The sequence below is a fragment of the Salinivibrio sharmensis genome, assembly GCF_001995985.1.
In the GTDB taxonomy this organism is placed as follows: domain Bacteria; phylum Pseudomonadota; class Gammaproteobacteria; order Enterobacterales; family Vibrionaceae; genus Salinivibrio; species Salinivibrio sharmensis.
Window position 1 is genome coordinate 64166 of record NZ_MUFC01000009.1, and the last position, 13438, is coordinate 77603.

The 13438-nt window shown below is 50.5% G+C and carries 12 protein-coding genes; 9 read left to right on the top strand and 3 right to left on the bottom strand.

The annotated features are described in order from the left end of the window. Nucleotides 1-3: 3 nt before the first annotated feature. From BZG74_RS10050 to BZG74_RS10075, 6 genes are read left to right on the top strand one after another with little or no spacing between them, the layout of a single operon-like run. A complete protein-coding gene (locus BZG74_RS10050; protein ID WP_077772469.1) occupies nt 4-1263 on the top strand; it encodes an NAD(P)/FAD-dependent oxidoreductase in 1260 nt (419 codons plus the stop codon). Then, nucleotides 1260-2006, top strand: a complete 747-nt coding sequence (locus tag BZG74_RS10055) for a DUF1365 domain-containing protein (protein WP_235605742.1) — start codon at nt 1260-1262, stop codon at nt 2004-2006. The genes BZG74_RS10050 and BZG74_RS10055 overlap by 4 nt, the downstream gene beginning before the upstream one ends. A gap of 2 nt (nt 2007-2008) precedes the next feature. Beyond that, a complete protein-coding gene (locus BZG74_RS10060; protein WP_077772470.1) occupies nt 2009-3250 on the top strand; it encodes an SAM-dependent methyltransferase in 1242 nt (413 codons plus the stop codon). A gap of 3 nt (nt 3251-3253) precedes the next feature. After that, nucleotides 3254-3772 (top strand): DUF2878 family protein, encoded by a 519-nt coding sequence (locus BZG74_RS10065; protein WP_077772471.1) that lies wholly within the window; start codon nt 3254-3256, stop codon nt 3770-3772. Beyond that, nucleotides 3769-4302, top strand: a complete 534-nt coding sequence (locus tag BZG74_RS10070) for a chalcone isomerase family protein (RefSeq protein WP_235605743.1) — start codon at nt 3769-3771, stop codon at nt 4300-4302. The genes BZG74_RS10065 and BZG74_RS10070 overlap by 4 nt, the downstream gene beginning before the upstream one ends. Continuing rightward, complete coding sequence (locus BZG74_RS10075) at nt 4299-4847, top strand: DUF3833 domain-containing protein (protein WP_101494694.1); 549 nt, start codon at nt 4299-4301, stop codon at nt 4845-4847. The genes BZG74_RS10070 and BZG74_RS10075 overlap by 4 nt, the downstream gene beginning before the upstream one ends. Before the next feature lie 26 nt (nt 4848-4873). On the opposite strand, the gene BZG74_RS10080 is transcribed toward BZG74_RS10075, so the two are convergent. After that, on the bottom strand, nt 4874-6505 hold the full coding sequence (locus BZG74_RS10080) for a DUF2813 domain-containing protein (RefSeq protein ID WP_077772472.1): 1632 nt from the start codon (nt 6503-6505) through the stop codon (nt 4874-4876). Between the two features lie 198 nt (nt 6506-6703). Here BZG74_RS10080 and BZG74_RS10085 point away from each other — a divergent pair, with 198 nt between their 5' ends. Beyond that, a complete protein-coding gene (locus BZG74_RS10085) occupies nt 6704-7615 on the top strand; it encodes a LysR family transcriptional regulator (RefSeq protein WP_077772473.1) in 912 nt (303 codons plus the stop codon). Nucleotides 7616-7694: 79 nt separating this feature from the next. On the opposite strand, the gene BZG74_RS10090 is transcribed toward BZG74_RS10085, so the two are convergent. After that, nucleotides 7695-10400, bottom strand: coding sequence for a bifunctional acetate--CoA ligase family protein/GNAT family N-acetyltransferase (locus BZG74_RS10090; protein WP_077772474.1), 2706 nt, complete (start codon nt 10398-10400; stop codon nt 7695-7697). Between the two features lie 283 nt (nt 10401-10683). On the opposite strand from BZG74_RS10090, the gene BZG74_RS10095 reads away from it, so the two are divergent. Together BZG74_RS10095 and BZG74_RS10100 are read left to right on the top strand one after the other, a co-directional pair. Next, nucleotides 10684-11169, top strand: coding sequence for an SPOR domain-containing protein (locus BZG74_RS10095; RefSeq protein ID WP_167369487.1), 486 nt, complete (start codon nt 10684-10686; stop codon nt 11167-11169). Between the two features lie 231 nt (nt 11170-11400). Further along, the gene (locus BZG74_RS10100) at nt 11401-12405 is read left to right on the top strand and encodes a D-alanine--D-alanine ligase (RefSeq protein ID WP_077772475.1); all 1005 of its coding nucleotides are present in this window, start codon (nt 11401-11403) and stop codon (nt 12403-12405) included. On the opposite strand, the gene BZG74_RS10105 is transcribed toward BZG74_RS10100, so the two are convergent. Continuing rightward, complete coding sequence (locus BZG74_RS10105; RefSeq protein ID WP_077772476.1) at nt 12406-13359, bottom strand: tyrosine-type recombinase/integrase; 954 nt, start codon at nt 13357-13359, stop codon at nt 12406-12408. Nucleotides 13360-13438: the final 79 nt, after the last annotated feature.

The following is a 13438-nucleotide window of genomic DNA, read 5'->3' on the forward strand; positions in this document are numbered from 1 at the left end:
ATCATGAAAATTGCCATCATCGGCTCAGGCATTGCCGGTTTGACGTGTGCTCATTATCTCAATAAACAGCATGACATCACCTTGTTTGAAGCGAATGATTATTTGGGGGGCCATACGGCCACGGTCGATGTCGACGTCGCCAGTGGACAGTACGCGATTGATACCGGCTTTATCGTTTTTAACGATCGTACCTACCCGAATTATGAACGTTTACTCAACGAAATTGGTGTGGGTCGCCAACCTTCTCAAATGAGCTTTAGTGTTCGCAATGATGCGAATGGACTGGAGTATAACGGGCATAGCCTGTCCTCGTTATTTGCGCAGAAACGCAATGTTATTAATGTGCGCTTCTACCGCTTTTTGGCGGAGATCATGCGATTCAATCGCCTCGCTCGTGAAGCACATGCCGCGGGTGAGGCCGAGCGGCAAGGCGCACTCAACACCCTGGGCGATTTTCTCAATCAACATGGGTTCAGTGATTATTTTTGTCAAAACTATATTCTTCCCATGGGCGCGGCGATTTGGTCATCCACCTTGTCGGATATGCGTGGTTTTCCCTTGTCGTTCTTTCTGCGTTTTTTCCAAAATCACGGCCTGTTGGATATCACTAATCGGCCGCAATGGTATGTGATCCCCGGAGGCTCACGTGAGTACGTTAAAAAGCTCACGCCTGCCTTCGAGGATAAAATTCATCTCAACTCACCGGTAAAAAGCGTGCGCCGAACGCCGGAGGCAGTGTTCGTCACCACCGACACGAGTGAGCATCAGTTTGATCAAGTGATATTCGCTTGTCATAGCGATCAGGCGCTCTCTATGCTGGCCGATCCCAGTGAAGCGGAACAACAGGTGCTTGGGGCGATCCCTTATCAAGACAATGAGGTCGTGCTTCACACTGACACGTCGCTGTTGCCTAAGCGTCAAGGCGCGTGGGCAAGTTGGAACTATCATTTACCGTTGTCAGATAAAATAGACACAGAACCAGCCGCTTTGACCTACAATATGAATATATTGCAGTCAATTCAGGCGCCTGAGACATTTTGTGTGACGCTAAATCAAACCGACAGGATCGAGCCGAGTAAAATTCTTAAGCAATTTGTCTATGCTCACCCCGTGTTTAATACCGAGAGTGTGGCAGCGCAACAACAGCGCCACCGCGTCAATGGTAAGCACCGGAGTTGGTTCTGCGGCGCGTATTGGTACAACGGCTTTCACGAAGATGGTGTACGCAGTGCGCTTGACGTAGTGGAGGGAATTAAAGCGTGAGTGCGTCGACACCGTCACTGAATAGCGGCTTATATGTGGGGCAAGTGCGGCATCGGCGCTTTAGCCCGATAAAACACACGTTTAATTACCCTGTGTTCATGCCCGTGATTGATCTCGATGAACTGGATCAGTTGGCGTTCAATGTTAAGGGCTTTCGCTTGGGTAAATGGGGATTAGCGGCATTCGATCACCGCGACTATCTCAATGGTCAAAAAGATACCAAAGCGGCGTGCTTTGACAAGCTCGAGGAATTAACCGGAGAGCGTATCGAAGGAAAAGTGTACGCACTGTGCCAATTACGCTATTTGGGCGTGTATTTTAGCCCAGCTAATTTCTATTACCTATACGACCAAGCCCATAACTGGCGTTACTTATTAGCCGAAGTGAGTAATACCCCGTGGGGTGAACGGCATTATTATGCCGTGCCGGCGGGCCAAAGGTATGAACACGAAAAAGCATTTCATGTTTCGCCTTTTAACCCGATAGAGCAACGCTACCACTGGCGTCTGCGCCCTTTGGGGGAGCGAGTGCATCTTCACCTTGAGGCTCATCGACAGCAAAAAGAGTTTGACGCCACACTAGGGCTTCAACGACGCCCATTTACATCAAAAACACTGAATAAGTTATTGATCCGGACGCCGATGGAGACAGTAAAAGTTCTCATTGGTATTTATTGGCAAGCGCTCAAACTTTGGATAAAGGGCGCACCGTTTTATCCGCACCCGAGTGCGAAGAAGGAGTAATTATGTCTGCAACGGACGTCCCTCAGAGTCAACGCACACTGACACGTAAAGAGCACTATGCGAAACAATTGGTGTATACGTTGCTGGCGCACGTAAAAGACGCCTGCATTTCATTGGTGGATGAACAGGGCCAAACCCTGCAGTGCGGTGATCCACAGGCAAAATTACACGCATCCGTGCTGGTACACGACCCACGCTTTTACACCAGGATTTTAACAGGCGGCAGTATCGCGGCGGCGGAGGCTTACATCGACGGCTGGTGGGAGTCTCCAAACTTAACGGATGTGATACGCGTTTTTGCCCGCAACCTGCCCGCTATCGACAGAATTGAAAAGCACACTGGCTGGCTGGTGGGACTAGGGAACAAGCTTGCTCACTGGCGCAATCGCAATGAAAAAGAGACCGCGCGCCGCAATATCGCAGCACATTATGACCTCGGCAACGACTTGTACCGTCATTTTCTTGATGAGCAAATGCTGTATTCCAGTGCTATTTACACTGACAAAGAAATGACCCTAGAGCAGGCCCAAGTGGAAAAGATGGACCGGCTCTGCCGGCAGCTTTCGCTGACCTCTAACGATCATTTGCTCGAGATTGGCACGGGCTGGGGAGGCATGGCGGTCTACGCGGCTAAGCATTACGGTTGCCGCGTGACCACCACCACGATTTCACAAGAGCAATATGCTTGGGCAAAAGCCTGTGTCGAGCGAGAAGGGTTGGAAGATAAGATCACGCTGCTACAAAAAGACTACCGCGATCTGACCGGTGAATACGATAAACTGGTATCGATTGAAATGATTGAAGCGGTGGGGAAAGAGTACTTGGACACTTTTGTGCGTCAATGTCAGGCCTTGCTTAAGCCTGATGGTTTGATGGCTATCCAAGCGATCACCATTGCTGATCAGCGTTACGAACACTACAGCCGGAACGTCGACTTTATCCAAAAGCATATTTTCCCCGGAGGATTCTTACCTTCAGTGAGTGTGTTGTTGTCTCACCTCACCGCTCAAACTGATTTTGTGATCAGAGACTTAAAAGACATCGGCTTGGATTACGCACAAACGCTGGCTGACTGGCACACACGCTTCAATCAGCAGACGGAGGTACTGCGTGATTACGGCTATGACGAACGTTTTGCACGTCTGTGGCGCTACTACTTTTGTTATTGCGAGGGAGGCTTTAAGGAACGAACCATCAGTGCCGTACAGCTACTCCTGAGTCGCCCCGCTTGGCGAGAGGCATAATTCGTGCGCTTTGTCGTTATTTCTTTATTGTTCAATGTTTACTGGTTTTCGGCGGCGCTCGGTCCGCCGAGCTTTCAGTGGTTGATGGTCGCGATGTTGCTGGGCGCGATCCTTTATGACCGCAGCGTGATGTGGGCAATGGCCGTACTCACGCCTGTTGGGTTAATTGGAGATAGCCTATTACTTCACACACAGTGGTTGGCAGTTGAGGCCGAGTACGTTGTGATGCCGCTGTGGCTACTATTACTGTGGCTAGGGTTTTGCAGTTTTGCCTGGTTAATGCGTGATCTGATCCTCGCACGAGCATTATGGTTTATGGCGGCGCTGGGCAGTTTCGGAGGCGCGAGCAGTTACTGGGCAGGAGAGCGTTTAGGGGTATTAAGCTTCCCACAATCAATATGGGTCACTGGTGCGGTGCTGATTGGGACGTGGTTAGTATACAGCATCGTCCTAATTAACCTGATGCAATGGCTGCAACACCAATTAGATGTCCGTTCTGCCGCGACAAGGAGAGAGCCATGAAAAAGTGGATGAAACACCTTGTATTAATGCTCTCTCTTGCAACGCCTTACGCCACCATGGGGACGACGTCGCCGTCAATGAAATGGCAAAGCTGGCCACAGGTTGGGGAAGCAACGTTAACCTGGGGCTGGTGGACCATTTATCAATCATCATTACGCTCGCCATCGGGCCACTATCAACCGCAATCGCCTCATGCTTTAGTCATTACCTATGCGCGTGATATCAGTGACCAACGACTGATGAAAGCGACTCAGGATCAGTGGGAGCATCTCGGCTTTCCTAGCGCTCAGCGAGCACGTTGGGAAAAAGCGCTAGACAAAGCGTGGGGGGATATTAAAGAAGGTGACCGTTTGGCATTCGTGCGCCACGCACAAAAAGGGGTATTTTACGCCCAGCCAAAAGAGAAAGACTGGGAAGAGACCTTGACGGTCAAGGACATCGAGTTGGCAGATGCATTTCTCGCAATCTGGTTATCAGAAGACACTGACTATCCAGACCATCGTCGAGCATTATTAGGAGAAACGCCATGAGACAAGTGACGCAGACGATAGGCAAAATTCTAACGGTATTGGTGAGTGCTGTGCTATTGGCAGCGTGCTCGGCAGACATTGAGGATTACCAAGGTCAGAAGCCTGATTTTAACTTGTTTGAGTACTTTGAAGGGCAAACCAAAGCGTGGGGGATGGTACAAGATTTCACCGGTGAGCAAACCCGACGCTTCGTTGTCGATATCGAAGGTGTGGTAGAAGGGGATACATTAACGCTGGATGAGTCCTTTGTGTATGCCGATGGCGAAACACAAACTCGAGTGTGGACGATTAAACGTCACCCTGATGGGACTTACACGGGGACGGCTGGCGATATCGTCGGAACCGCAACAGGTATTGTGGCGGGTAATGCGCTTAATTGGCGCTATGATTTGGTGGTTCCTGTCGGCGATAGCGAATATCAGCTTCACTTCGACGACTGGATGTTTCGCCAAGACCAAGATCGCCTTTTTAACGTCACCTCAATGCGCAAGTGGGGAATCGAAGTAGGCAAAGTCACGCTTTTCTTTGAGCGGGTGGCGCAATAGTTCGCGAATAGAGCGCGCCAGAGGCGTTAACCAACCCCTCTGGCTAAACCGATTGCGCGTTGGATAATCCAGCGCAGCAATTTGGGGATCGGGGCTTTTAATTCGTTCTCGGTATAGGCGATTATCGCCAGCGCGGCGTCAGGCTTGGCATAGCGTTTTAACGCCTTGGCGATAATACGTTTGTCGTTCATATGCGGCTGCTGACTGGTCACGCCCGCCATCTCACGAAACAAAGGCGCATAACCGTTGTTGTACAAGTAGTGTTCAATATCTCTATCCGGCAGCACGGTTAAACGCGCGCCCTCTGGTTGATGCTCTATTTGCCCGCGCGCCGTCGCGGCGTACTTCTTACCAGCCATATCACCATCCGCCACCAGATGCCATTCAATGCCCAAGGCCTTGGCGGCCTTGATCAGCGGTCGCAAACCGCTTTGTGCAAATTCAATCAGGTGCACACCTTCTGCAGCTAAGTCATAACCTTGCAATCGCGCCAGCTCGTTAAACAGCCAAATCTCCGTTTCACCCTCGACCAATAGCCAACAGCGAGCAAACAGTGCACTGGGTCGGTGAAACCGAACATGGAAAGTGACACGCCGGCGTTCGTCCTGGCTAAGAAGATGAGACGGTACTTGGTGGCTGTGGGTTTCGGTAGGATGCCGCACTAGGCGGCGAATATGATCCAGTTGTACGCCTGCGAGCAAATCACCGCTGTTTGTGGTGAGCAACTTTTGCATTGGCATCAACTGAATCAAGCGCCACGCTTGATTCAATAAGGTTGGATGAAGTCGCCCTTCTGGATCTTCAAATAGCATCACTGGCCGCGCATTACGTTTGAGCTGTTTTGGCCCGCGCGCCCGGACAAATGCACTCAATAAGCCCATGAGCACGAGCCGACTTTGATTAGAGGTATTGGCGGCCACCGCTTCGAGCGGGTGCATTTGGTTATGAGTGATGGCTAATGCGCCCGGGGCATGAATGGGATAAGGATCGCGGTCATGCTCGTAGGCGGCAAAATAGTGATCGAGCAATTGACGCATGGCATGCAGGCCACTTTTTATCTCGCCTTTATTCACATGGCCGGGCATCATCAACAGGCGGCGATAGGTGTTGTCTAGCCGCTGCTCAAGGCGGGTGTTATCTTTTGTCACTGCTTGCCCTGGTACGCGCATGCGTCTGGCATCACGCACACGAACGACTGGGTGAATTTGCATGAGGTGGCTGGCGAGCGCGTCGCTGTCTGCTTGCTCAATAATATCGCCTTGTGAGGATAAAAATTCTCTCCGTACCGCGACTTTACTTTCTTGGATGGTGGCGCTTAAGCAATAATCAAGGGTTCGACACCCCGCGTTGTTCCCATTCCAAACGGGTTTAAAACGACGATAGCGGCGCGCTTTATGCTCACCGGGAAAGCTCTCTTGCCAGCGAAGGATGATTTGAAACTGTTGTTCAGGCAAGACACCTAAGACATGGTCAACGTGAAAGTCCGACCGTTTAAACTGGGGTTTATCGCCACTTGGGTGCAATGCAATTTCTAGCGCATCAAGCAGAGACGATTTTCCCCATGCGTTTTCACCGATTAAAACGGTCAGTTCATCTACTTGCAGTGACAGGCGATTGATACCACGGAAGCCTGCTATTTCAATTCGGTCTAGTCTCATCGTCACCTCTGTTTTACAGTATGACACCTTCTTGAAAAAGGAAACCAAGTCCTTTGTGGTTTTGTGCTATATGCCTGATTTATTGCACTTAACCAAGTAGGTACTAGGGTATATTTACAATAGGGTGGCGAGCGAAACCCTGATATAGTGTTCAAAGTTAATAACGCAGCCCGATTGGGCGATCATCAAGAGACAGTCATGCTATCGTTTGAAGCCCTACAAGTGCTGGATGCCATTGAAAGAAAAGGAAGTTTTGCTGCGGCAGCTGAGTCACTGAATCGTGCGCCGTCATCGTTAAGCTACCAGGTTCAAAAACTAGAAGACGAGCTGGGTTTGGTGATTTTTGATCGCTCCGGACATCGCGCTACATTTACCGATGCGGGGCATTTATTAGTTGAACGTGGACGGATGTTATTGAATGCCGCCGATGAGATGGTTGCCGATGCGGCCTCCTTGGCACACGGGTGGGAGTTGGAAATTTGCTTGGCTTATGATGGCCTGTTTAAAAGCCACTTCTTTTTTCCCTTGATTGAGCGCTTGGCGAAAAAAAGCAATACACGCCTTAAGTTGACTGAGCAAATCTTGGCTGGATGCTGGGAAGCGCTGGCTCAAGATCGCGCTGATGTACTGGTCGCACCTATTCCCGACACTGTGCCGCAGGGTATAAAAGTGCAGCCTTTGGGCGAGATGAGCGCCTATTGGGTAGCCGCGCCCGACCATCCCATTCACAAAGAGGCGCGTCCCGTTGAGCCTGATGTGCGTGCCAAATACCGCGGGGTGGCGGTGGCGGATACTGCGCGTGGTATGCAACCTAAAACCTTTAATGTGTTAGAAGACCAGCCGCGGCTCACCGTCAGTTCAATGCACGATAAATACGCGGCGATCTTAAACGGACAAGGGATCGGGACGCTGCCTTGGTTTTGGATACAAGATGATCTCAATGCAGGTCGTTTAAAACGCTTGAAAGGCGGAGAACCATTCGAGCTAACGCTTGGGGTGGCGTGGAAACGCAACCGGATGGGTAATGCTAAATCATGGTTAGTACGCCAACTTCCCAAGCTGCTTGAACCCTACTTGCAAGCTGGGGACATGCCTATAGGTCACAAGTAGGTGATACAGGGGCGATGCTCGCATTGAGACGCGACCGGTGAGGCGGTGATGAACACAGCCCAAGACGGCTATGGCGCCCCTAATCGTTACCTGGCGGATGCGCTCGCAAAGGCAGTTGCATATCGACAATGCCATCTTCCATTTGCACATCAATACTAAACCCACACTTTTGTGCCAATGCGATCATTCCGCGGTTATTAGGCATGGTCATCCCGGTGATCCGCGATAACCCTGCTTGGCGACCATAATCGATGATTGCCTGCATCAGTACACTGCCCAAGCCAACCCCTTTTAGATCGGAGCGCACCAACACGGCGAACTCTGCTTCGGTGTTTTGTGGGTCAGCCAGCAAACGTGCCACTCCCCAGATTTCTTCTCGGCCTGAAGGAAGATGATAAGTGGCAACGAGCGCCATTTCACGGTCATAATCAATTTGCGTCAGGTTTGCCAGCGCTTCATGATTCAGCTCGCCAACGTCAGAAAAAAAGCGACGGTACAAATCCTCTTCGGACACTTTTTCCACAAAGGCTTTATGGGTCGGTTCGTCCTCGGGCAAAATAGGGCGCAACAAAATCGTTTGGCCGTTTTTCAGTTTAATCGATTGCTCCAGATCTTTTGGATAAGGGCGAATCGCTAACCGTTTTTGCTGGCTGCCCGCGTAATCACGTAGCCGCAAAGAAGCATCAAGAATCGTGAGCTCATCGCCAGACACCAATAAAGGATGAATATCGAGCTCATCAATCTCCGGGCAGTCGATGATCATCTGTGACAGGGTCACTAAAAAACGGCATAAACTGGGAATGTCGATCGATATGGGAAAGCCACGTTGTTTGATTTTACCGCTTTTTATCGCACCAATGACGAGATAGCGCGCCAATGCCATGTTCAATGGCGGGATCGCGACCGCGGCATCTTTAGTGACATCCCAATCCGATCCCCCTTCACCCAGCAGAATAATGGTGCCAAACACGGGATCATTGCTGATCGTCACCCGCAATTCTTGCGCGCCAGCGCGAGAGGCCATGGATTGGACTAACAAGCCCTCAATACGTGCTTCTGGAAACGTCACGGCGACACGATCCAAGATTGCTTGGGCGGCATTGGCAACTTCAGCGCCAGTGCGTAAATTGAGCATTACCCCTTGTACATCCGATTTATGGCGGATGTCAGGTGAGCGCAATTTTGCCGCTACCGGGTAGCCAACCTGTTCAGCTATTTGCGCGGCTTCGACCGAATCGGTAGCCAACCAGGTTGATATTACCTGCATGCTATAGGCTTCGAGTAACGGACGCACTTCGTGGGTGGTTAGGGTTAAGTGCTCAATGTCTTCTGCTTGGTCGATAAACGCGCGAGCAGCGGGTAAGTCGTAGTCCATACTCCCAGTAGAGGTGGGGGTTTCCATCAATTGCTTTTGGTTGCGCCGGTATTCTACAAGGTGCATATAGGCAGTGACGGCACTTTCGGGGGTGCGATAGGTCGGAAACCCAGCGTGAGTAAAGGCGAGACGCGCAACCGTGGCATCATCGCCTTCACCTTGCCAGTTGGTGAGTATGTTAAATCGTCGCGCGCGTGGATTTTCTTTGAGTGAATGGATTATCGCCTTAGCGGTCGCCAGTCCTGGTGCCGTGACAGAAGGAGAGTGCATGATGAGCACGGCATCGGCATCGTCACTGTTTAGCACGATATCAATCACTGCTTGATACCGTTGCGTGTCGGCGTCACCAACAATGTCAATGGGGTTAGTTTGCGACCAACTTTTGGGGAGTACTTGATGTAAGGCCTCGAGCGTTTGCTCGCTGAGCGTCGCTAACTTGCCGCCAGCATCCATCAGGGTGTCGACAGCCATCACCGCCGGCCCACCCCCATTGGTAATAATCGCAAGGCGTTCTCCGCGAAGTGGTACCGAGTGAGAAAGGGTTTCCACGGCCGCAAACAGTTCATGAGTATTGTTAACGCGAAGCATACCAGAGCGACGAATCGCCGCATCGTAGGCGGCATCTAAGCCTATGTTGATATGACTGAGTTGTTCAAGCGCCACCGAGCCACCCCGTGTGCGGCCGCTTTTTAGTACCAGGATCCGCCGATTACGGGCAGCGGCCCGCGCGGCTGATATAAACCGGCGCGCGTCGCGGATTGAGTCAACATAGAGCAAGATCGCATCGGTTTTACTGTCGCGACAAAGAAAGTCGAGTAATTCGGGAAAGTCGATATCACTTGCTTCACCCAGTGAAATAAAAGTAGAAAACCCAATGCGCTTGTTGCGTGCCCAATCCAGGATAGTGGTGCATACCGCGGCTGATTGAGAGACAAACGCAATATTGCCTTTATTGGCGGGTACTGGCGCAAACGACGCATTGAGATTGAGCCAAGGTAAGATCATGCCAAGGCTATTGGGCCCGAGAACGCGCATGGTATATTTTTCCGCAATCTGTTGCATGGCGTCGTACTGACTCACCCCCTCAGCATTTAATTGCCCCCGCATTCCCGCTGCTAACACAATCACGAGCTTTACCCCGCGCTCGCCAAGCTGCTCAATAAGAGGGGGCGTGGTCTCGCCACGCGTACAGAGGATGGCTAAATCAGGCACCAAGGGGAGATCAGCCACTGTTTTGTAGGCCAAGATACCGGCGACCGCTTGGTATTTGGGTGTCACTGGCATAATAGGGCCTTGGAAGCCGCCGGATTGCAAATTACGCGTAACAACGTAGCCTGCTCGACCACTGTGATCAGAGGCGCCCACCACCGCGATGGACTTTGGCTTGAGGAGTTGATCGATACCGGCCATGATGCCCTCCGTTGGTTTGACGAGTGCTTGCTTGTGGTGCGAAATGGCGCAAGCGTCTTTACACGCCAGTTTATCGGTTCACGCTTGAATTCAACGGTTTTTTTTAACGCAATGTGATCTCGACATGGCAGAAAGTAGAGTCTGAGATAGACTAAAAAGCGTCTTTCCACGTGACTATCTGTGAGCTGTAGCCGGAAACCTCGTGCGAGAGGGTAACTTTTGGTTGAATGGCTATAAGGTCGGGGGCACAATGAAACAAACTTGGATAACTGACAGAATCACAATGAAAAAATTGGGCTTACTGGCTATCGCTATACTGTTGACTGGGTGCAGTAGCGGTGGCGTTACCACTGAAATCTACAGTCAGACGATTGAATCAACCGACAAACGCGATACCGCGCAAACGGCAGACGCCGAGCCAATGATGAACACGGCCAAGCCTGAGCCGAAGCCGGCACCGAAAAAGCAAACGGTGAAAGCGGCGACGCAAGGCCCTGGCTACACCATCCAAGTGGTGGCGCTGAGTCATGATCGAGGGTTTAGTGATTACGCTAAACGCCTGCCCAGTGACCAGCCATTGTGGAGTAACAAAAAAATGGTAGATGGCTTGCCTTGGTACACCTTGTTATACGGGGAATATCCAAGCCGTGATGCTGCAAAACGTGCGATTAAAGCGCTACCACAAACCATTCAGCAATATGGTCCTTTTGTACGCGATATTGGTAAAATTAAACGCTCTTCCACACCTGAAATGACCCGTATAAATTAATAAACGGGAAAAGGGTGCGGACAAAAGCTGGCTGATGCCAGCTTTTTTGTTGAGTGATGTTCGTCGCCCGCATTGTCTTGGATAATTTGGCTGCCGAGATTGAACAAACCTGCAGCAAATGGTTTCTAATCACTGCATAAACGACGTTTGATAGATGAAAGCCTGTCAGCATTTGTCTACTATGGCGATAGAGTCCAGATAGCGCCTGTAAGCGCGTGATGAGAGAAGAAAATGACCAAACTTAACCTGCTTTTGTTATGCGGCGGTGGCGGTGCAGAGCACGATATTTCCCTCGTGTCTGCACGATATATTGAGTCACAGCTGGCAAAATTACCGCGTATCAAGGTACACAAAGTTGAAATGACCCAAGACGGTTGGCGCCTTGATGATGGTATGCGCTGCCATCTTGATACCGACGGGAACCTGTGTAGTAAAGTGGAACACACGCAAATTCACTATGTCATTCCTTGTTTACATGGCTTCCCTGGGGAAACAGGTGATATTCAGTCATTACTCACGATTACAGGGTTACCCTATTTGGGGTGTGATGCCGAAGGAAGCCAGATTTGCTTTAACAAGATCACCTCCAAGTTGTGGTTTGATGCGCTGGGGATCCCAAACACCCCTTACGTATTTATTACTGACCAAGGTGAACACAGTCAGGCGAGCGCATCAGCATTTTTTGCTGAGCACCAAACCGTGTTTGTTAAGGCGGCCAGTCAGGGCTCCAGTGTTGGTTGTTACCGCGTAACAGAAGAAGAGCAGTTACAGGCACGCATTACCGATGCATTCACCTTCTCAGACCAAGTATTGATCGAAAAAGCCATCAAGCCGCGTGAATTAGAAGTGGCAGCGTTTCAAGTCGGCGATGAAATAATCGTGACACGCCCTGGGGAAATCCGCTGCCCTGAAGGGAGTTTTTACACATTCGAAGAAAAGTATAGCGATGGCAGCCACAGCAATACCTACATCGAGGCGGAAGATCTGACCGAAGATCAGGTTGAGGCAATCCGTACCTATGCCCACCAAGCGTTCAAACAACTGCGTTTAAAAGACATGTCGCGTATCGATTTCTTCTTAACGGAAGACAACGACATCTTAGTTAATGAAATCAATACGTTTCCTGGTATGACGCCTATTTCAATGTTCCCCAAACTGATGGAGCACCATGGCTTGGCATTCCATGAATACCTAGCATCGTGCATCACGTATGCCACAGGGCGACGCGTGAACTAATTACTCGCTCAGCTTTTTACGTCGGTAACGCGACTTGGCTTGCTCACTGGCCACCGTGTTACCGACATACTGTGCGGGCATCGCTGGGCTCTTCCAACGTCCCATGTGTTGGATTTGTTTTATCGTCATGCCTTTTTTCGCGAGCGACCGACTTGCTCCCACTCTGGGTGACTGACCAGAAAAGGTAACCGACTCGTCTAAAAGTGTACTGGCTCGCCGAAAGACACGATAAATCGATGAGGGGTCAAGGGGCGCTTCTCCTAAGTGGCCGTGCTTGTTGATTCGCCGCAGTAGGGGACCTTGACGAATCCCTGTTTTGTCTAACCAATCCATCAATAGCCTCGCGACGGATTCAGACAGTGGCACGCGCTGGTCCTTCACCATAATGAATGCTTGCTCCTCGGCCGTGATCAGGTCATCCACCGACAGGGCGGCTAATTCACTTCGCTTTAATAACCCTTCGTATGAGAGAGACCAAACCAAACGGTCGCGTATATCCTTTAATCGTTTTGAACTTGCAAGCTGTTGGTTTAACGCCGTCAAATGATGAGATTGAAAAGGTGTGGCTTCTCGGCTTTCTGGTAACTTCGCGTGGAGTAAACGCGCCATTGCGTACTTCACTTCTCGATGCTTGCTCGGGTCTTTGAATTGGTGAAGCTTGTGAACCAAGCCAACGGTGATAACCATCCTACGAACGGCCGAAATCTTACGTCGATTTGCTGTGATTTCAGCAAAGCGGCGCAGTGTGGTGACAGCACAAGGGAGTGGCGTCACGTTTTGCTCCTGGCAGAAGGTAACAAACACGCGCCAGTCGTTGCGATAACTCAATAGCGAGTTTTTGCTGTAGGCGTCTTGTGTGATGGACGACCATTCTTCAATGCTCAATATACCGGTGTTAAAGCGAGCTTGACTGGTTTCAATCTCACTTGGTTCTAATGGTAATAGTCTTTTCATAACGCACTATAACTTGTTTACTAATAATACAGTATATTAGACATCGATGAAAATTGTTTGAAATATATCTCAGTTTGCC